Origin of the sequence: Paenibacillus thailandensis (assembly GCF_042685365.1) — a bacterium.
Classification (GTDB): Bacteria; Bacillota; Bacilli; order Paenibacillales; family Paenibacillaceae; genus Paenibacillus_AP; species Paenibacillus_AP thailandensis.
The window spans coordinates 58,111-78,395 of the sequence record NZ_JBHUMY010000001.1 but is presented as its reverse complement, the minus strand read 5'-3'; the positions used below and the strand labels follow the sequence as shown (position 1 = coordinate 78,395).

Annotated in this window: 18 protein-coding genes, 1 pseudogene and 1 riboswitch; of the genes and pseudogenes, 15 read left to right on the top strand and 4 right to left on the bottom strand. The window is 56.1% G+C overall.

Going from position 1 to position 20,285, the window contains the following annotated elements; all coding sequences use genetic code 11:
- The first annotated feature begins 94 nt into the window (after positions 1-94).
- The 5 genes from ACFSW5_RS00305 (at position 95) to ACFSW5_RS00285 (ending at position 5,481) form a co-directional block, all read left to right on the top strand.
- Entirely contained in the window at positions 95-1,486 is a 1,392-nt protein-coding gene (locus tag ACFSW5_RS00305) for a polysaccharide deacetylase family protein (RefSeq protein ID WP_379268488.1), read from the top strand.
- A gap of 362 nt (positions 1,487-1,848) precedes the next feature.
- Positions 1,849-2,880 (top strand): ATP-binding cassette domain-containing protein, encoded by a 1,032-nt coding sequence (locus ACFSW5_RS00300; protein WP_379268486.1) that lies wholly within the window; start codon positions 1,849-1,851, stop codon positions 2,878-2,880.
- On the top strand, positions 2,877-3,689 hold the full coding sequence (locus ACFSW5_RS00295) for an ABC transporter permease (RefSeq protein WP_379268484.1): 813 nt from the start codon (positions 2,877-2,879) through the stop codon (positions 3,687-3,689). The genes ACFSW5_RS00300 and ACFSW5_RS00295 overlap by 4 nt, the downstream gene beginning before the upstream one ends.
- Before the next feature lie 29 nt (positions 3,690-3,718).
- The gene (locus ACFSW5_RS00290; RefSeq protein WP_379268482.1) at positions 3,719-4,393 is read left to right on the top strand and encodes a response regulator transcription factor; all 675 of its coding nucleotides are present in this window, start codon (positions 3,719-3,721) and stop codon (positions 4,391-4,393) included.
- The gene (locus tag ACFSW5_RS00285; protein WP_379268480.1) at positions 4,390-5,481 is read left to right on the top strand and encodes a sensor histidine kinase; all 1,092 of its coding nucleotides are present in this window, start codon (positions 4,390-4,392) and stop codon (positions 5,479-5,481) included. The genes ACFSW5_RS00290 and ACFSW5_RS00285 overlap by 4 nt, the downstream gene beginning before the upstream one ends.
- Before the next feature lie 58 nt (positions 5,482-5,539).
- Here ACFSW5_RS00285 and ilvD read toward each other — a convergent pair whose 3' ends face one another.
- A complete protein-coding gene (gene ilvD, locus ACFSW5_RS00280; protein WP_379268478.1) occupies positions 5,540-7,228 on the bottom strand; it encodes a dihydroxy-acid dehydratase in 1,689 nt (562 codons plus the stop codon).
- Between the two features lie 377 nt (positions 7,229-7,605).
- On the opposite strand from ilvD, the gene ACFSW5_RS00275 reads away from it, so the two are divergent.
- Positions 7,606-8,043, top strand: a complete 438-nt coding sequence (locus ACFSW5_RS00275) for a MarR family winged helix-turn-helix transcriptional regulator (protein ID WP_379268476.1) — start codon at positions 7,606-7,608, stop codon at positions 8,041-8,043.
- Between the two features lie 102 nt (positions 8,044-8,145).
- Here ACFSW5_RS00275 and ACFSW5_RS00270 read toward each other — a convergent pair whose 3' ends face one another.
- On the bottom strand, positions 8,146-9,528 hold the full coding sequence (locus tag ACFSW5_RS00270; protein WP_379268474.1) for a hypothetical protein: 1,383 nt from the start codon (positions 9,526-9,528) through the stop codon (positions 8,146-8,148).
- A gap of 189 nt (positions 9,529-9,717) precedes the next feature.
- Positions 9,718-10,512, bottom strand: a complete 795-nt coding sequence (locus tag ACFSW5_RS00265; protein WP_379268472.1) for a DUF2935 domain-containing protein — start codon at positions 10,510-10,512, stop codon at positions 9,718-9,720.
- Positions 10,513-10,713: 201 nt separating this feature from the next.
- On the opposite strand from ACFSW5_RS00265, the gene ACFSW5_RS00260 reads away from it, so the two are divergent.
- From ACFSW5_RS00260 to glgB, 9 genes and pseudogenes are all read left to right on the top strand, one after another.
- Positions 10,714-11,388: a sulfite oxidase-like oxidoreductase gene (locus ACFSW5_RS00260; protein WP_379268470.1), complete on the top strand. Its 675-nt coding sequence runs from the start codon at positions 10,714-10,716 to the stop codon at positions 11,386-11,388.
- 107 nt (positions 11,389-11,495) lie between these two features.
- Entirely contained in the window at positions 11,496-11,951 is a 456-nt protein-coding gene (locus ACFSW5_RS00255; protein WP_379268468.1) for a hypothetical protein, read from the top strand.
- Positions 11,952-12,170: 219 nt separating this feature from the next.
- Positions 12,171-12,214, top strand: a riboswitch (PreQ1 riboswitch).
- Between the two features lie 122 nt (positions 12,215-12,336).
- Positions 12,337-13,008, top strand: a complete 672-nt coding sequence (queC, locus tag ACFSW5_RS00250; protein WP_379268465.1) for a 7-cyano-7-deazaguanine synthase QueC — start codon at positions 12,337-12,339, stop codon at positions 13,006-13,008.
- Entirely contained in the window at positions 13,005-13,442 is a 438-nt protein-coding gene (locus ACFSW5_RS00245) for a 6-pyruvoyl trahydropterin synthase family protein (protein WP_379268463.1), read from the top strand. Before queC ends, ACFSW5_RS00245 begins: the two co-directional genes overlap by 4 nt.
- Positions 13,443-13,444: 2 nt before the next feature.
- The gene (queE, locus tag ACFSW5_RS00240; RefSeq protein ID WP_379269789.1) at positions 13,445-14,176 is read left to right on the top strand and encodes a 7-carboxy-7-deazaguanine synthase QueE; all 732 of its coding nucleotides are present in this window, start codon (positions 13,445-13,447) and stop codon (positions 14,174-14,176) included.
- Positions 14,177-14,207: 31 nt separating this feature from the next.
- Complete coding sequence (gene queF / locus ACFSW5_RS00235; protein WP_379268461.1) at positions 14,208-14,711, top strand: preQ(1) synthase; 504 nt, start codon at positions 14,208-14,210, stop codon at positions 14,709-14,711.
- Positions 14,712-14,934: 223 nt separating this feature from the next.
- Positions 14,935-15,552 (top strand): annotated as a pseudogene (locus ACFSW5_RS00230) (LamG-like jellyroll fold domain-containing protein); the annotation flags it as partial.
- Entirely contained in the window at positions 15,553-16,833 is a 1,281-nt protein-coding gene (locus tag ACFSW5_RS00225) for a right-handed parallel beta-helix repeat-containing protein (protein ID WP_379269787.1), read from the top strand.
- Between the two features lie 349 nt (positions 16,834-17,182).
- Positions 17,183-19,261: a 1,4-alpha-glucan branching protein GlgB gene (glgB, locus tag ACFSW5_RS00220; RefSeq protein ID WP_379268459.1), complete on the top strand. Its 2,079-nt coding sequence runs from the start codon at positions 17,183-17,185 to the stop codon at positions 19,259-19,261.
- 110 nt (positions 19,262-19,371) lie between these two features.
- Here glgB and ACFSW5_RS00215 read toward each other — a convergent pair whose 3' ends face one another.
- Positions 19,372-20,040 carry an HAD family hydrolase gene (locus tag ACFSW5_RS00215; RefSeq protein ID WP_379268457.1) on the bottom strand — a complete coding sequence of 223 codons (669 nt, stop codon included), beginning with the start codon at positions 20,038-20,040 and terminating at the stop codon, positions 19,372-19,374.
- Positions 20,041-20,285: the final 245 nt, after the last annotated feature.

Genomic DNA, 20,285 nt, shown 5'->3' with positions numbered 1-20,285 from the left:
GAGACTTTGGGACCGCTGAAGGCGGGCCCCTTCATCGAATAGGCTTCGGTAGAAGCTTTTTCTTACTATATCATGATAACGGTGGGGAAACAAAATGATAAATAACCTGCTTCTATGGGCCTTTTACTTCATGACGCTTTACGCCTTCATCCCTGCGCTTGTAAGCCGGTTGTTCGGATTTCGGGTATTCAAGAAAGGGCTGGCAGACAAAGAAATCGCCCTTACGTTCGACGACGGACCCGACGCGGAATATACGCCGCAGCTCCTTGAGCTTCTGGCCCGCTACGACGCCAAGGCCACTTTTTTCGTCGTAGGCTCGCATGCGGAAGACAAGGCGCAGCTTCTGAAGCGGATGCACGAAGAAGGACATGTCATCGGCATTCATAATTACGTTCATAAATCGAATTGGTTTATGCTTCCGCGCACAGTGACGCGCCATATTCAGCAGACGAACGACATCATCGAGCAAGCGATCGGAATCCGCGCGGCATATTACCGCCCGCCTTGGGGAATCATGAATTGCTTCGACTTCAGGAGCAGCACGCGGCATCAGATCGTATTATGGTCTTCGCTGTTCGGAGACTGGAACGTCAAGTTGGGAGCGGAGCAGCTGACCCGCCGCATCATGCGGAAGCTTCGTCCGGGCGAGGTGCTGCTGCTGCACGATTGCGGCAGAACGCCGGGAGCGGATGCCGAGGCGCCGGGGGAGATGCTGAAGGCGCTCGAATATGTATTGGAGGAAGGCACAAGGAGGGGGTTCAGGTTCGTGGCGATTGACGAGATGATGGATATAACCGAACGCAACGAGAAGAAACGGAAAGAACAGCGGACGCCGATGTGGAAAAAAACGCTGATCGCGGGCTGGCTCGTGTACGAAAAAGCGTTTCAGGCCGTTTTTCGCTTAAAGCACGGCGGCTCCATCTTTCATTACCGGAAAATCCGTTACGGCGGCAAACCGCTTGAGCTTGCCGACGGCCGGCGCATCGTCAAAGGCGATCCGGTCATCGAAATCCACTTCGACAACCGCAAGCTGTCCTCCATCGCCATGAACTCCAAGTCGCCGATCGCGGCTACCGTCAAGCTGAAGCGCGAGACGGAGCACGGGCTAGCCGAGCTTGCCGGCTACTTGGCGCATGACGAAGAGGCAAGGGAAGCCAAAGCGGTATACGGCGTCACGATGGTGCATCGGGGAGCCGACCGGATCGGCTTCGAGCTGTTTCCGCTGCCGGACGGATGGTTTGCGCGTTCGTCCAAAGTTTATCTTCGCATTCTGATGCGGGTGCTGACCAATAATAAACCCGGCAGCAACGATTTGAAACCGCAAATCTTGATCATGCCGATGAACCGGCTGCTGCCGCTCGCGACCGACGAGAAACAGCAGTTCGCGGCTTTGCGCAACGCCACGAGAACAGCCGCCGCGCCGCCGGCCGTTATGCGGGAGGACGGGGATCCGAGTCCGATGCGCGGCAATACGCCGGCATTGTAACGGGATTTAGATCACCGGTGTGAAGCGACGGGATCGCATCGTGACGCGAGACATAAGGGAGACACAAAGGCTTACGCTCCGTAAGCCTTTGTGTCTCCCTTTGTTTTTACGCTTTGTCCGCAAGGACAAGCGAACAAACGGGCTTACCTTCGACCGATTGCCGAAGACGGCCGCCCGGCAGTTACGCTCTTTTGGGGAGACCGGAGGGGGCAAGCCCTTTGGGGCCCTTCTCAGGAGGTGGTTGGGATGGTGACCGCGCAATTCATATTCAGTTCATATTAGCAAGTTACGATCCCGTTGTGACAATTACTCCAATCGGAGTTTTAGACAAATTTTCAAACATAAACGGGGAGGAACGAAAGATGGATTACGAATACGGAAGGAAATCGAAGACGGGTTCCGGCGAGTGGGCTATTGAAGCGTCGGGGCTTGTCAAAACGTTTGGCGATAAGCGTGCGGTTGACGGGGTTGAGCTGAACGTGCGGGCCGGTTCGATATACGGCGTACTTGGCCCGAACGGGGCCGGCAAAACGACGACCATTCGAATGTTGGCTACTTTATTGCGCCCCGATGCGGGCTCGGCGCGCATCTTCGGGCACGATGTCGCGAAAGAGCAGCATATCGTCCGCCAGCTGATCGGGGTGACGGGCCAATACGCTTCGGTTGACGAATCGCTTAGCGCAACGGAGAATCTTGTTATTTTCTCCCGGCTGCTTGGCCTCGGCCGCGCCGAATCCAAGCGCAAGGCCGCGGAGCTGCTGGAGGAATTCGGATTGACGGAAGCCGCCAAACGTCCGCTCAAAAGCTTTTCCGGCGGGATGCGCCGCCGGTTGGATTTGGCCGCAAGCCTGATAGCGAAGCCGCCGCTTATCTTTTTGGACGAACCGACGACCGGACTGGATCCGCGAACGCGCGCTCAAATGTGGGAGACGATTCGCCGGCTGGTGAAGGAAGGGTCAACCGTGCTGCTCACGACGCAATACCTCGACGAAGCGGATCAACTGGCGGACCGGATCGCGGTCATCGACCGCGGCCGGGTCGTCGCCGAAGGCACGGTCGACGACTTGAAGGCATCGGTCGGGGCGTCGTCGCTGCAATTCAAGGTGGAGCGGACGGATCACATCGGCCAAGCGCGTCAAATCGTCGATCAAGTGCTGAAGGTAGAATCGACCGTATCGGCGGAAGCCGGAAAAATAACCGCGCCGATGGCCGACGGGGAGAAAGTGACCGACCTGCTTCTTGCGTTCCGTTCGGCGGGAATACGCCTGACCGAGATGAGCGTTCAAAAGCCGACCCTTGACGAAGTATTTTTAATGTTGACGGGACATGGCGTCAAGCAAGAAGACCCGCAGGCTGCAGGGAAATCGAACGAAACGGAGGAATTGGCAGGATGAGAAACGATGCCGTAGCGGGTTTTAACCGCCAATTGAGAAAATATTCGAGTTTGGGGCAATCCGTGCGAAACTCGCTCACGATGGCTTATCGGGGGCTTCTGAAAATCAAGCGGACGCCGGAGCAGTTGTTTGACGTTACGCTCCAGCCGATTCTTTTTACGTTAATGTTCACCTATATATTCGGCGGAGCCATCTCGGGAAACACGCTTAATTATTTGCCGGTCATCATCCCGGGTATTCTGGTGCAAACCGTCATTACGACATCCGTCGTTACCGGCGTTCAATTGCGGGAGGACATGGACAAAGGGGTGTTCGACCGGTTCAAGTCGCTTCCGATCGCCCGCATCGCGCCGCTCGCGGGGGCCTTGCTGGCGGACACGATCCGGTATACAATTGCGACTGTGCTTACCTTTGCAATGGGGTATGTGATGGGTTACCGGCCGGAAGGCGGCTTGGGATACGTCGCCGTCGCTGCGCTCTTGGTCATTGTTTGCGCCTTTGCGATCAGTTGGATATTTGCCTTTTGCGGCGTCATTGCGCGCACGGCTTCAAGCGTTCAGGGAATATCGATGCTCGTGCTGTTTCCGCTTACGTTTATTTCCAACGCCTTTGTCCCTGTGGACACCATGCCGGGCTGGCTTCAATGGTTCGTAAACGTCAACCCGATCTCGCATCTCGTCAACGCCGTCCGCGATCTTGCCAACGCCGGAACGGCCGGAGCGGATCTTGCCATCACCCTCGCCGGCGCGGCCGTCATCGTGGCGATTTTTGCGCCGCTTACGGTACGCGCTTATATGCGGCGGACATAAACGAAACGGCTATACAAGGAGTGAACGGAATGACCCGAGTATTGGCGGTCGACGACGACCCGCATATACGCGAATTGGTTGGACATTTTTTGCGGCTGGAAGGTTTGGAAGTGGTCGAGGCGGAGGACGGATCGGACGCCCTCCGCATTGTTGAGCAATCGAAGATCGATCTGGTTATCCTTGATATCATGATGCCCGGCATGGACGGATGGGAGCTGTGCCGGGAGCTGCGCAAACGGACCGACCTGCCGCTGCTCATGCTTACGGCCAAAGGCGAAACGACGCAGGTCGTCAAAGGCTTTGCGCTCGGGACGGACGATTATCTGGTCAAGCCGTTCGACTCGATGATCCTCGTTGCGCGCGTCAAGGCTTTATTGAAGAGATACCGCATTATGGCTTCTCAATCGGTGCAGATCGGCGATGTCGCGCTGCGCCGCGATACGTTCGAATGCCGAGCGGGCGATCAAGAAATAACGCTGCCGCTGAAGGAGTTCGAGCTGCTGTTCAAGCTCGCCGGCTATCCGGGCAAGACGTTTACGCGCGATCAGCTGATCGAGGATATATGGGGATACGATTACGAAGGCGACGAGCGGACGGTCGACGTGCATATCAAGCGTCTGCGGGAGAGGTTTCCGGAGGAGAAGCATGGCTTTCGGATCAGCACGATCCGAGGCTTGGGCTATCGGCTGGAGGTGCGGCGATGAGGCGTGAACCGGGTTTTCTCGTCATTACGGGAAATGTCCTGCTCGTGTTGACGGCGCTGGCACTCAGCTGGACGGCCGTGTTTTATGCGACGGAAGCGATTTACGTCCGCTTGGGCTGGGAGCCTCATGCCCTAGTCGTTTTTCTGGTGAATGCCGCGCTCGGGTTTATCGTATTCGGGATTGGTGTCATGTTCGTAGGGCGTTTCCTCAGGCCGAAGCAACACCGTTTTTTTATGGAGCTGCTCGAGGCGTTAAGGCGGATATCGCGCGGCGACTTTCAAGTCAATCTTCAAACGGAATTTGGCAGGCTGAACGAGAAGCAGCGGCAGAGGCATCCTTATGCGCAGCTGGTCGAGAGCATCAACGACATGGCGGCGAATTTGCAAGCGATGGAAGAGCTGCGGCAAGAATTTATCTCGAACGTGTCGCACGAAATCGGGTCGCCGCTTACGTCGATCAGCGGATTTGCCAGAGCGCTCAAAAACGATCGTCTGGACCGGGAGGTGCGGCATCGGTATTTGTCGATCATCGAGACGGAATGCATCCGTTTATCCAAGCTTAGCGACAATTTGCTGAGGCTGGCGAATTTGGATTCGGACCGGCAGCCGTTCCGCCCGTCGCCATACCGGCTGGATAAGCAGCTTATGTCGCTTATTCTAGCCTGCGAGCCGCAATGGGAAGAGAAAGAGATCAACATGAGCCTGGAAGCGGAAGAGGTTGAAGTGACGGCGGACGAAGGCTTAATGAGCCAAGTATGGGTGAACCTTATTCATAATGCGGTTAAATTTACGCCGCAGGGGGGCTCCGTCTCCGTCGTTCTGACCGCCGACGACCGGCATGCGGTCGTCCGTATCGCCGATACGGGACCGGGCATTCCCGAGCAGGATCAGCCGCGCATCTTCGAACGGTTCTACAAAGCGGACAAATCGCGCAACCGCTCCGCCGGCGGCAGCGGCCTCGGCTTATCGATCGCGCTTAAAATCGTCGAAATGCACCGCGGCACGATATCCGTAAGCAGCAAGCCGGAAGAAGGCGCCGAATTTACGGTCTCTCTGCCGCTTACGGCGGAAGAAGGAATGGCAAACTAATAGGCAGCCAACCTTACAATAAGGTGGCTGCCTATCGTTTTGCAGCAGGTAAATCAAATTAAATTTTCATAACGCCGCCCATGCTGGCGTTGGTTACGAGATGCGAATAACGGGCCAGGTAGCCGGATTTGATCTTCGGCTCGAAGCCTTTCCATTCGGCGCGGCGTTTCGCGAATTCTTCGTCGCTGATCAGCACGTTGATCGTGCGGTTGTTCATGTCAAGCTCGACGATGTCGCCGTCCTGAACGAAAGCGATCGGGCCGCCTTCGGCCGCTTCAGGCGATACGTGGCCGATGCTGATGCCGCGGGACGCGCCCGAGAAGCGGCCGTCGGTAACGAGGCCGACCTTCGCGCCGAGACCCATGCCGACGATCTGCGAAGTCGGCGCAAGCATCTCCGGCATGCCCGGGCCGCCTTTAGGCCCTTCGTAGCGGATAATGACGACATGTCCTTCCTTCACATGGCCGTTGGCGATGCCGTACAGAGCGTCGTCCTGCGAATCGAAGCAGATGGCAGGGCCTTTATGGTAGCCGCCGACGGATTTGTCGATAGCGCCGACTTTGACGATCGCGCCTTCCGGAGCCAGATTGCCGAACAATACGGCAAGGCCGCCGCGTTCGCTGTGCGGGTTGTCGAGCGGATGGATAACGTCCTTGTCGACGATTTCGCAGCCGGCGACGTTTTCGCGCAGCGTTTTGCCCGTAACCGTAAGCGTTTCGCCTTTAAGCGCGCCTTCTTTCTTAAACAGCTCGTTCAGCACGGCGCTTACGCCCCCCGCGTTGTGCACGTCTTCGATATGGTAATCCGAGGCCGGGGCGATTTTCGCCAGATGCGGTACGCGGTTCGCCACTTCGTTGATGCGGGAAATCGGGTATTCGATGCCCGCTTCATGCGCGATCGCAAGCGTATGGAGAACGGTATTCGTCGAGCCGCCAAGCGCCATGTCGAGGGCAAACGCGTTATCGATCGCGTCGACCGTCACGATGTCGCGAGGGCGGATATCGTCTTCGATCAGCTTCATCAGCTGGCGGGCCGATTGTTTGACGAATTCTTTGCGTTCCGGCGATACCGCCAGAATCGTGCCGTTGCCCGGCATCGCGAGGCCAAGCGCTTCGGCGAGGCAGTTCATCGAGTTGGCCGTAAACATGCCGGAACAGGAGCCGCATGTCGGGCAGCCGTATTGCTCAAGCTCGAGCAGCGACTGGTCGTCGATTTTGCCGGCCATATGGGCGCCGACGCCTTCGAATACGGAGGTCAAGGAAATGGCGCGTCCGTCCTTCGTCCGTCCGGCTTTCATCGGGCCGCCGCTGACCATAATCGTCGGAATGTTGACGCGGAGCGCGCCCATCATCATCCCCGGCGTAATTTTATCGCAGTTCGGAATGCAGACCATGCCGTCGAACCAGTGGGCGTTAACGACCGTTTCGATGGAGTCGGCGATAATTTCGCGGCTTGCCAGCGAGTAACGCATGCCGATATGGCCCATCGCGATGCCGTCGTCGACGCCGATCGTATTGAACTCGAACGGAACGCCGCCCGCTTCGCGGATCGCTTCCTTCACGAGCTTGCCGAATTCTTGCAAATGCACATGACCCGGAATAATATCGATATAAGAGTTGCAAACCGCGATAAACGGCTTGTCGAAATCTTCTTCCTTAACGCCCGCTGCGCGCAGAAGGCTGCGGTGGGGAGCGCGGTCAAATCCTTTTTTGATCATGTCAGAGCGCATTTTTTTCTTCGCCGACATATGAGTCCCTCCTAAAAGTTTGTAAGCGGTACTTCCCGAGCTGCTTCGAACAAAACTCGCATCGGAAGTTGGCCTAGCTTTCGTTTTTACTTTCTGGTCAAAAAACGGGCCATTGGAATGACCTTAAAAATAATGTCGATAATTAAAAGTTTAACATATTGGACAACCGATGGCTATAACGGTTTGCGTTGCTTAATCGCGTTAATTCCTTAAACGGGCAGAGCGGCATCTAGGCCGAAAGGCCCGCTTTCAGCCATGTTCTTCAACGATTTTATCTTTACTGTGAGAACAATTATCGGTACAATGAGGATGAAATCACGAACGGGGTTGAACGAATGAATCCGTCTTTGTCAGATCAGGCTGTAAGATTAAGGGAAATGGATACCATCTTCCGCCACGTGCGGAAACAGCTGAATGCGGAATGGCATCGGATCAGCGCGGAAAGCATCGAAAGCATTGCGAAGCAAGGACTTAATTTAACGCACGGCAAGCTGGTTGTCAACATCGCGGAGAAAGGGCCGCTGAAATCGTCCGAAGCCGCGGAGCTGCTTGGCATTACGAACGGCGCGGTGACGGGAATCGTCGATAAGCTGATACAGCTCGGCTACGTCGAGCGGCGGCGGAGCGAGGAGGACCGGCGCATCGTTATGCTGCATATTACGCAGCGGGCGCACGGGCTGATTTGCGAGATCGACAGAGTCCGGGACAAAATCATGCTGAAGCTGTTTCGGAATTTGACCGAAGAGGAGATCGAGTTCGCGATTCGGCTTTTCAAAAAACTGGCGAATAATTTAGAAAGCGATTTCCAATCTTAAGCAAACACGGCTTCGCCTCTACGAATGCGGTTACTGGTTCGTTAACAAGGGTCTGCTCCTTCCCGGAGACAGACCCTTTGTTTTTTGAAGCCGGACGTTGCGTCAGGCGGCGTCGCCCAGCAAATAGCGGTAAAACGGTTCGTCTACCCACAGTGTGTCGTTCGATACTTGCGCGCCTTTGCCGTCCGCCAGCGACTTAAATCCTTCCGAGATGGCCGCGGATTGTTCCGCAAGCGAAAAAGATTGGGCGTAATACGGGCCCGAACCCGTGAGTTTGTTGTTCGCGATTTGGACATAACCGTCAAGCTCCGTTACGGAATAGTAAAGCGGCTGCCACCATGAGGAAGCGATAAGGCCTTTCTCGTCTTCGCTGTCCTTCTTCGCGTATTGCGTGATGATGCCGTCGAACCTGGCTTTGTCGGCGGCGCTGTCGAATTCGAAGGCGAGATCGTATTCTTTCGCGTAAGCGATATAATTGCCGTTTTCGATTTGGACGACCTTATAGCTGTCGGTTTGCACGGGCTCGCCCCATTCCTTCATATATATGAAAGCGGACGTTTTGGGCTCGAGCTGCACTTTGGCCCGGATGCCTTCGCTGCGAAGCAAGCCGATCAGTTGAACGGCATGCTTGCCGTTGTCATGCCCGTAGGTTAAGGACAACGAGTCGACGAAACCTGCGTCATAACGCGCATCCTTCAAGTTATAGCCCGTCACCAAGCCTTGCTTCAAGGCGGTGTCGACGACCGCTTGCAGCTCCGGCGCTTCGATCAGGTCGGCGGTACGGTAAGCGTCCTGAAGCTTGAGGAAAATGTCGGCGTCGGTCGTATAACCGATATAATGCTTATACTCTCCTTTAGCGGACAATATGCCGACAAGCAGCGATTCGGCCAGCGGCTCGGTCGCAGACTTGCCCTTGACGGAAGCGTACAGCTCCGCCGGCAGCAAGCCTGTGTCGACCGCGGCTGCAAGCTCCTGGGCCGCTGCAGGGGACGAGGAGAAGCTTTCGATGCGGAAGCCCAGCTTGCCCAGGGCCGAAGACGTTTTGGCTTCCGGGTATGTATAGGCGAGCTCGCTTAAGCCCGCGGCTTTGACGGCGATATAGACGGCCCCGGCGCCGCTTAACGGGCGATCCGGCTCAACCGAAGCGGAAGTAAGGATTCCTTGCTCGTACAGCGCAGCCGCGGAGGCGTAATAAGGACTGCTTGCGTCGAGATCGGCGAAGACGGGAGCTTCATCCGGCTCCTCGAGCTTCAATATGCGGGCAACCGCTTCAATGTATTCGCCTTTCGTTACGGTGCCCGAGAAGTCGATGCCGAATTTCTCGTCCAAATACAATGCATAATCGTCGGCTTCGGTTACCGCTTGGGCAGGAGCGGAGACGGCTGCCGCAGCGCCGCTTGCGGCCGAGGCGAGCGCCGGCGCGCCCGTCAGCGCAATGGCCAGCGCAACCGTCCATGCAACGTTTAATTTCCGGTGTTTCCCCATCGTAATTCCTCCTAATTTCATCTAATTGCTATGAATTTGAAGGATAGCATAGCATCGTTTGTTAATTGCTGTCAATCATTCGAATGGAGAAATAGGGCGCAATTCGGTTATGAAATAGGAAACCGGAAAGAAAAGCGCAGATGCGAAATGCATCCGCGCCGCTAAGCCGACCGAAAACGAAACGGCATTTCAGCTCTCTACCCGCGGCCTCGCCGGATCGCAATTCGGAGCCGGGACGAGACCGAACTGCCCGAGCTTCATTAAATAGTAGCATTCTTCCCGGTACATATGGTCGGGTATAAGCGGAGCGATCCGGTCGAGCACTTCTTCCTTCAGTTCCATCTCCTCCAGCTCCTGCAGAAAATGCATGAATACCTTCATTTCCAGATCGATATCCTTATGGAACTTGCGGAACGCCGGGAAGTCTTTCAACTGCGTCCGCATGTAGCCGGCCATCTCGACCGCCTTCAAATAAAAGTTTTCGAAATGCTTCTGAAACTTTTCGCTTTGCTTGATCAGCTTTTTTTCCGTCAAGTCGAGGTCGCCCGCAATCGAAGCGGCGTGGCCGACGGCATCCTGCAGCCACAGCATATCGTGATGGAGCGGATGGAAGACGGGAACCGGCCCGCCGGCAATGAGCGCATTCAATATCCGTTCGTATTCCTCCAGTTCGTTTACCATATGGTTCAGGAAAGTCGGCGTAAACCCGATCTTTACTTTGCCCGCCAGCAGCCGCCCAAGCAGGTTCAGCTTAAAAGCTTTCAGCTCCTGCGTCGCTTTCAGCGCTTCCGCGTTAAGCTTGGGGAGTCGGGATGCGGCATCGCCTTTGCGCGCTTCCGCCAGAAGCCCGTCGAATAAGCCGATAAACGCTTCCGCTTGCCGGATGTCGTCCTTCTCCTTCGGCGACAAAGCGTTCATAATGAGCCGTGCGTGGTCGCCCAATATTTGCAGCCAAAAGCGGTGTTCGAACAAGGCGTCGTTCATCAATATGACCTCCTCTCGTCGGCTAAAGCATCCAGAGAAGTATATGAGAAGGGGATTGAACATTTGCCTGATTTTTTGGCGGCGATGGAATGTCAACGGCGAGGCGGAAGAAGTCCGAATTCGGCTGCCAATCTCTGTCGTTGCGCGGCTCAACGTCCAAGTGTACAATAAGTTCAGCTAATGAACAGGAGGGAATTCCCATTGCACAACAAGGCTGAACGGCTGAAACGAGCGAATCCCGCGCTGAAGGCGAACGTCGCGCCGGAGCTGGCGCACCGCGTGCCGCCGGGGCAAACGGTTACGGAACGTTTTCCGATACTCCATGAAGGTCCGGTGCCGCAGTACGATCTTAATACTTGGACATTGCGGGTCTTCGGCGAAGTGGAAGAGGAAAAAGTATTTACATACGAACAATTGATGGCATTGCCGCAGACGACGCAAACGAACGATATCCATTGCGTCACCCGTTGGTCCAAGCTGGATACGACGTGGACGGGAGTGCGCGTCGCGGATTTGCTTCCTTTGCTCGGCGTAAAGCCCGAAGCGAAGCATGTCATGATCCATGCCGACCACGATTACGAAACGAATATGCCGCTTGCGGATTTCGCAAGAGAGGACGTGCTGCTGGCGCACAGCTTCGACGGGGAGCCGTTGACGGACAAGCATGGCTGGCCGCTGCGTCTTGTCGTGCCGCATCTTTATTTCTGGAAAAGCGCGAAGTGGATCAGGGGCATCGAATTTATGAAAGAAGACCGTCCCGGCTTCTGGGAACAAAACGGATTCCACAATTACGCGGATCCGTTCAAGGAGCAGCGCTATTCAGGCGACGATTTCGACCTGCCGGAAGACGAATGGCACGGGAAAGATTTCGACTAACCGCCAGATTCGGACGCCCGTTTGCCGAGGCATATGTGCCGCAAGGCTTTGGCACAAGCAAAGCATGGCCTTCTCCCGTATAGTGTAGAAGACTACAAGAGGAGGAGATGCTTGATATGTGCTGCGGTCCGCATTGTTCGGGTATCACGGTAGTAGATCCGCCCAAAAAGGTATACCGCGACGTGTTCCATCCGCAATTCGTCGAAGTGGTTCATCCGATCGAGGTCGTAACCCGCCACCACTTCGTTCCCGTTTACAGGCATATTTGCAAGTACGAGGTTCGCGACGAGTGCGACAACAATAACGGTCCCCATCACGATAAAGGCAAGGACCACCATTCTTGGGGCCATAAGCCGAACGGGCATTATTCCGGCGGTTATCAAAGATGGGAAGGCGAGCATAAAAGCGGAAAAGACGATAAAGACGATAAAGACGGGCACCACAAAAGCGGAAATCATGGGCACAAAAGCGAGAAAAGCGGGTACAAGCCCTATATTTCCAAAGCCGTCTCCAAGCCGCTTGTCAAATCAAAAAAGAAGCGGAAAAAAGCTTCGCACCGATAACGAAGCCATAGCTTTTGAAAAAGCCGCCGCAAGGCGGCTTTTTGTTTTTGCCGGCTGGAGCCGCTCCTATCGAAGGGGGTGGTGAAGGAGAAGCTCCTCCTCCAGCACTTTCCGAGCGGTTGTCCGCGTGCGGCACTTAACAACAGGAAGCGTATGTGGTATAGTACCCATGGAGCAAAACATCATAATAAAATCCGGCCGGAGGCAATTTGCCGCTCGCCGGGAGAGGTTCGCGAACTCCCTCTATAAAAAACTATTTGAAATGGGGTCGCTGTTTGCGCTGCCATTTTTTTGTTTTTTTACTACATTTAAGAGTGTGTGTTCACGATCGTCTCGCATCGATTTATCGGTAGAAACGCCGGTATAACAAGGAGGAGATCGTACCATGAAGAACAAGGAAGAAAAAGCGATTGTCGTCTTCAGCGGAGGACAGGACAGCACGACCTGCCTGTTCTGGGCAACGCAAAGATTCGCGTCGGTCGAGGCGGTAACGTTCGATTACGGCCAGCGCCATAAGCTGGAGCTGGAATGCGCGGCTTCGATCGCCCGCGAGCTTGGGGTGAAGCACCATGTCCTCGACATGTCGCTGCTGAACCAGCTTGCGCCAAACGCGCTGACGCGGGACGACATTGCCATAGAGCAAATGGAAGGCGGGCTGCCGACGACGTTCGTGGACGGACGAAATCTGCTGTTCCTGTCGTTTGCGGCGGTGCTGGCCAAGCAGTCCGGCGCAAAGCATATCGTAACGGGCGTCTGCGAGACCGATTTTAGCGGATACCCGGATTGCCGGGATGTATTTGTCAAATCGCTGAACGTGACGTTAAATTTGGCGATGGATTATCCTTTCGTAATCGACACGCCGCTCATGTGGCTGGACAAGGCCCAAACCTGGGCTCTGGCGGACGAGCTGGGAGCGCTTGACTACGTCAGGGAAAAAACGTTGACCTGCTATAACGGCATTATCGCGGACGGCTGCGGCGAATGCCCGTCCTGTGTGCTGCGCAAAAGAGGCCTGGATCAGTATTTGTCGCAAAAGGAAGCGGGGGGCGTGCGATGATTCAGCAAATCTATTCTTCCGTACCGCATCATTACCGTTACGAGCTGAACAAAGATTTTCAATTTGCCGCGGCGCATTTTATCCCGGACGAAGCCGCCGGCCATTGCGCCCGGCTGCACGGCCACACCTACTTTTGCAACATTACGATAGGCGGGGATGAGCTGGATCGGACCGGCTTTCTCGCCAACTTCTCGGAAATAAAGAAGCTTATTCACGGCCGGTTCGACCATAGCAGCTTGAACGAACATCTCGAGCTGTTTCCGGGAGACGTTCCCGAGCGCTATCCGACGACGGAAAACGTGGCACGGACGATCGCGGAGCTCGTTCAGGCTTATTTGGACGGCAAGGGCAACGGAGCCGTTTGCTTGCAAGTATTTTTGAGAGAGACGCCGACCAGCTACGTCGTTTATCGGCCGAAGGCGGGACGCCCATGAGCATGACGGCGGAGAAACGAATACCGGTCATGGAAATTTTCGGGCCGACCGTGCAAGGGGAAGGAATGGTGATTGGGCGGAAAACGATGTTCGTCCGCACGGCGGGCTGCGACTACAGCTGCGCTTGGTGCGATTCCTCCTTTACTTGGGACGGCAGCGGCAAGGATGATATTAAGCTAATGACCGCTTGCGAAGTTTTAGAGGAGCTGAAGCGGGTCGGCGGCGATACGTTCGCCCACGTGACGCTGTCGGGCGGCAATCCGGCGCTGCTTCGCCATCTGGGCGAGCTGGTCCGGCTGCTTCGCGAGCAAGGCATCGGCACTGCGGTAGAAACGCAAGGGAGCCGATGGCAGGATTGGCTGCTCGAGATCGACGAAGTGACGCTTTCGCCGAAGCCGCCAAGCTCCGGCATGACGACGGATTGGGACATGCTGGATGACATTGTCGAACGGCTGCAGTCGAACGGGAACGGCTTTAGCTTGAAGATCGTCGTCTTTGACGAAGACGATTTCGATTATGCCGTAAAGGTGCATCGCCGGTATCCCGATGTGCCGTTGTACGTGCAATCCGGCAACTCGAATTTGAACGAGAGAGACAACCAGAAGCTGCTCTCCCTTTCGATGGCGGCTTACGAACGGCTTGTCGAGCGGACGATGGCGTCAACCGAGCTGCGGGACGTTCGGGTGCTGCCTCAGCTTCATACATGGCTGTGGGGAAATAAACGGGGCGTATAGCGCCGAATAAGAACAGGAGCGGAAGAAAGCGATGACAGGAAGAAACAAGGAAGAACTGCAAGGGCAAGGCATCAGCCTGCTGGGCAACCAGGGAACGGCATATCCGTCGCAATACGCGCCGGAAATTTTGGAGTCGTTCGACAACAAGCATCCGTACCGCGATTATTTCGTGAAATTCAACTGCCCGGAATTTACGAGCCTATGCCCGATTACGGGACAGCCGGATTTCGCGACGATTTATATTTCGTACATTCCGGATTTGAAAATGGTCGAAAGCAAGTCGCTGAAGCTGTATTTGTTCAGCTTCCGCAACCACGGCGATTTCCACGAGGATTGCATGAACATCGTCATGAACGACCTGATCGAGCTGATGCAGCCCCGATATATCGAAGTATGGGGCAAATTTACGCCGCGCGGCGGCATTTCCATCGATCCGTATACGAACTGGGGCCGTCCCGGCACGAAATACGAGAAGATGGCCGAGCACAGAATGATGAACCACGATATGTATCCGGAGAAAGTGGACAATCGTTAATAATGGATGAGTTGATTCGGCACCGCCCTTGCATAAGGACGGTGCCGATTTCGTTTGGCAAGGGCGGGCAAGCTTCAATATGAGTTAATGATTATTGTGGGGAAGCCTTGCGGCAATAACCGGTTACGGCGGACGCCGAAGGGAACGAATGGAATAATGATTATGGCGGTCACGGCATGCGGCGGGTAATGTAGGGGCTGTAAGCGTTTAACAAATTTATGGAATGATGGGAGGATGTTATCGCATGCTCAATTCGTCGTCAAAATTCCGGTGGACCGCTGCTTTGCTTGGCTTGCTGCTCGTATTTCCGTTTACGCTGCTCGGGACGGCGTCGGCAAGCACGCTGCTCAGCGACGATTTCGAGGACGGGAATGCCGCCGGATGGACCGCAACGACGGGCTCTTGGTCCGTCGTTCAGGATGGAGGCTCATATGTGTACTATCAATCCGGTACCAGCGAGGGCCGAACGTCGGCGGGAAGCTTGGCATGGACCGATTACAGCGTTGAAGCGAAGGTGAAAGTCGACAACTTCAACGGCACGAACCGTACTTATGTAACGGGGCGTTATCGGGACGGCAACAACTATTACGCCGCGTCGCTTTATAACAGCGGAGGCGGGAAGCTGGAGCTGCGGAAGAAAGTGGGCGGCTCGTCATCGACGCTGGCTTCGGTGGATTACGCTTTGTCCGCCGGCGTCTGGTACACGGTGAAGCTGGAGATGTCGGGACAGACGCTGAAGCTTTATTTGAACGGCGACTTGAAGCTGACCGCGACGGATTCTTCTCTTTCGTCGGGCGCGGCCGGCGTGCTGACCTACAAGACGATCTCGAAATTCGATAACGTGGTCGTGGCCACCGTCGACGGCGGTTCGGAGCCGACGCCGACCCCGACGCCGACCCCGACGCCTGAACCGACCCCGACGCCGACCCCGGATCCGGGCGGCTCGCCCGAGCCGATAACCGGCGACATCATTGTGGCGCCTAACGGATCGGCGAGCGGAGCGGGCACGCTGGAAAGCCCGTTGACGCTCGAAGCGGCGCTGACGAAGGTGCAAGCGGGCAAAACGATTTATATGCGCGGCGGCACGTACAGCTTCTCTTCGACCGTGACGATCGCACGGGACAACAGCGGAGCGTCCGTCAATCAGCGGAAAGCGATCGCCGCTTACGGCAGCGAGAAGCCGGTGCTGGATTTTTCGGCGCAATCGTTCGCATCGTCCAACCGGGGACTGCAGCTGTTCGGCCATTATTGGCTGGTGAAGGGCATTACCGTTATGGGAGCGGGGGACAACGGCATTTTTATCGGGGGGAACTATAACCGGATCGAAAACGTCGAAACCCATCATAACCGCGATACCGGCCTGCAGCTCGGACGGTACAGCTCGAGCGTCGGTTACAGCGAATGGCCCAGCTACAACGAAATTATCAATTCCTACTCGCATGACAACTACGATCCCGACAACGGCGAGGATGCGGACGGCTTCGCCGCCAAGCTGACCGTCGGGCCGGGCAACGTGTTCAACGGCTGCATCGCGGCATATAACGTGGACGACGGATGGGATTTGTACACGAAGTCGGATACGGGCGCGATCGGCCCCGTCACGATATTGAACAGCATCGCCTACAAGAACGGCTCGACATCCGACGGCACGGCCACGACGGACAGCGACGGCAACGGCTTTAAGCTGGGCGGCGAAGACATCGCGGTTAACCATATCGTCAAGAACAGCATCGCTTTCCAGAACAAGAAACACGGCTTTACGTTCAACAGCAACCCGGGCTCGATCGCGATGACGAACAACACGTCCTGGAGCAACGGCCAGAGCAACTTCGCCTTCGACGAAGGAACGCATCAGTTTACGAACAATCTGTCGTACGCCGGCGGCTCCAGCGACAAGACGAGCGGCACCGACGTGAACAGCACGAACGTCTGGTGGAAAAACAACGCTTCGGTTAACGCAAAAGGCCTGTCGGCCAGCTCCGCCGATTTCGTGTCGCTGACGCCATCCGTCAGCCGCAACGCGGACGGTTCGCCGAACCTGGGCAATTTCCTGAAGCTGGCTTCGGGCAGCGACCTGATCGGCTCGGGCAGCCCGTCCGGCACCAATATCGGCGCAAGGTAGCCGGCCTCGGACCGGCCTAGAAAGCCGATTCCGCCGAAGTTCATTAGTCCGGGCCCGCACCGGAACGGTGCGAAGCAGGAGCCCCGTGCCGGCACGATACCGGCCCCGGCGAGGTTCAAGGAACTGTCGCGGCGCAATTGCGCCGTGGCAGTTCTTTTTTATGTGCGAGCTGCTCGTATGGGCTGCACCGGTTCCGTTATTGCGGACGATGAAAGGTAGGAGCGGCGACATTTTGTCAGAATAGCTGCCGCGCCCAACAGGATTATAAGCTCCTCGCATCGAATAAATCAGCATTGGCGATAGAAACAGAGCAATCGTTCCAAAAAAATTGGGTGACAGGGGTGAACGCATGCTGACATCGACGCGGATTCAGGAAGAGTGGAGCAAATTTCACGAAGGGACGCTTTATGACAGCTACGATTGGATGGGCGCCCATCTCGTCACCGAAGAGGGGCGCGAAGGCGTCAGGTTTACGGTATGGGCGCCTCATGCCCGGGAAGTGCGGCTGGTCTCCGATTTTAACGGCTGGGAGGAAGGAATGGGGATACCGCTTCAGCGGCTGACGGAGACGGGCATCTGGTCTTTGTTCGTGCCCGGTTTGCCCGAAGGAACGATTTACAAGTACGAGATTGTATCGGCTGCGGGGGAGCGCCTGCTTAAAGCCGATCCGTACGCTTTCTACTGCGAGGTTAAGCCGCGCACCGCTTCGGTCGTCAAGTCGATCGAAGGCTACGGATGGCGGGATGCGGCTTGGCTGAAACGGCGGAAACCGCCCTATGCCGGCCCCGTCAACATTTATGAAGTCCATCTGGGCAGCTGGAAGCGGCATGAGGACGGCAGCTATTACAGTTATGCCGAACTGGCGGCCGAATTGGTCCCCTATGTGAAACATATGGGCTATACCCATATCGAGCTGCTGCCGTTGACCGAGCATCCGTACGACCGTTCCTGGGGGTATCAGGTGACCGGATTTTTTGCGGCGACGAGCCGGTTCGGAACGCCGCAGGACCTGATGCATCTTATCGACGAGTGCCATGCGAACGGCATCGGCGTGCTGCTGGACTGGGTGCCGGCCCATTTCGTCAAGGATGCGCACGGCCTTCGGCAATTCGACGGCTCGCCGCTTTACGAGCACGAAGATCCGCTGATCGCGGAGAAGCCCGGCTGGGGAACGCTCGGCTTCGATTACGGCAAGCCCGAAATTTGCTCTTTTCTTATTTCGAGCGCTCTCTTCTGGCTGGACAAGTATCATGTCGACGGGCTTCGCGTGGATGCGGTCACCAGCATGCTGCTGCGCAGCTTCGACAAAAGCGCTTGGCGGCCCAATCCGGGCGGCGGGCAGGAGGATACGGACGCAATCGCTTTTTTGCGGAAGCTGAACGAAACGGTGTTCGCCAAGTTCCCGAACGCGATGATGATTGCGGAGGAGTCGAGCGCATGGCCGGGCGTTACGATGCCCGCAAGCGAAGGCGGACTCGGTTTTAATTATAAATGGAACATGGGCTGGATGAACGATACGCTGAAATACGCGGAGCTGGATCCGATCTGCCGGGCGGCCAACCAGTCGCTTCTTACATTCCCCGTCGTGTACGCCTACAGCGAAAATTACGTGCTTCCGCTATCGCATGACGAGGCCGTTCACGGCAAAAAATCGCTTCTTAACAAAATGCCGGGCACCTATGAGCAAAAATTCGCCGGGCTTCGTCTTCTCATCGGCTACATGATGGCGTTCCCGGGCAAAAAGCTGCTGTTCATGGGCGGCGAATTCGGCCAATACGACGAGTGGAAAGACGAATCGCAGCTCGATTGGATGGTTCTCGAATTTGAGATGCACCGGAGAATGCACCGTTATACGAGAGACATCAATCATTTGTACCTGCGGCACAAAGCGTTATGGCAGCGGGACCACGATTGGCGGGGACACGAGTGGATCGACCACCAGGACCATATTCAAAACGTCATCTGCTTTATCCGCAAAGGAAATGCGAAGGACGAGCAGCTGATCGCCGTATGCCACTTTTCGCCGGTCAGGCGCGAGAAATACCGGATCGGCGTTCCGTCTTCGGGTCGATACCGGATCGTGTTGAACAGCGACGATCCCGAGTATGGCGGGGAAGGGCACATCGCTTCGGATGAGCTGCTGAAAGCCGAGCGCAAGCCGTGGCACAATGCCGCTTACAGCATCGAGCTTACGCTTCCGCCGCTTGCCGTCCTGTGGCTGAAGCGGGAGAAGGCAAGCCGCAAGCCGGCCGCGAAGAAGGCTTCCGGCTCGGCGGCCGGGCCGGCCGGGCAAGAAGCGGAGGCGCATGAACAACAGGCCGGTCGCAGCACAAGACGGACAAGGCAAAAGCCGGCTTCCGCCGGGAAGGAAGCGCCCGCCGGCCAACGCGCGAAACGTCCCGCGAACGGCAGCCGAACCGGCGTTTGAAAATAAATAGGCAAATAAAAATCATCCTGACGCTCTCTTTCGGAGAGACGTTCAGGATGATTTTTTTGTCGATATCGCCAATGCCATCGTTGCCGTAACCGTCGATACCGCTATTTCGCCAAGGCGAGAGGATCGGCGACAAGACGTTCGAACTCCACGTCCGTCAAGCAATCGGCCATTAGGCATGCGGGATCGAAAGCAAGCGAGCGCGTCACGGGGGTCGGCACGACGACGCAGTGCATTCCCGCCGCGACGGCCGCGCGCGATCCGTTCGGGGAATCCTCGATCGCTACCGCTTCCTGCGGACTCACGTTCAAGGCTTCCAACGCCTGCCTGTACAGCTCGGGATCGGGCTTGACTTTGTTCACGTCGTCGGAGGTGCGGATGCAATCGAAATAATGCGCGATGCCGAGCAGGTTCACATGTTTGTCGATCCAGGCGCGCGAGGAGCTGGAGGCAAGCCCGATCTTAAGGCCGGCTTGCTTCGCCGCGTCCAGATAAGCTTGAATGCCGGGCTGCATTCGGACTTGCTTCATCAGGGCGGCATGCCGGTCCCTGATTTCCTTCTTGAACGACTCCGGCTCCACCGGCTTCTCGATAAGGGTATTGATAAATTCGTAAGGATTAAACGCATCAAGGCTGGTGCCGATGCATGCCGAGAACGTTTCGAGGGAGAGCTCCGCCCCCCTTGCGCGGTATGCTTCGCGGAAAGCCTCGAACCAGGGCGTCTCGGTATCCAGAATCGTGCCGTCAAAATCAAAAACAATGGCTTTAATCACGCGATTCCCTCCTTCCATTATTCGGCTGACGGGAACTGAAAATGCGGGTGATGTCAGCTTTATAAGTAATGCTTATAAATAAAGCATAACATTAGTTGGAAACGGGAGTCAAGGAAAGGAAGGAGAAGCAGCTCAGGCCGCTTGCCCGGTAACGGTCGCACAAAACGGGAAAAAACGGTCCGTATCCCCTGAAATTTATAGCAAATTGAGAAAATCTCCATCAATGCCTTTCGATGATGAGCGAC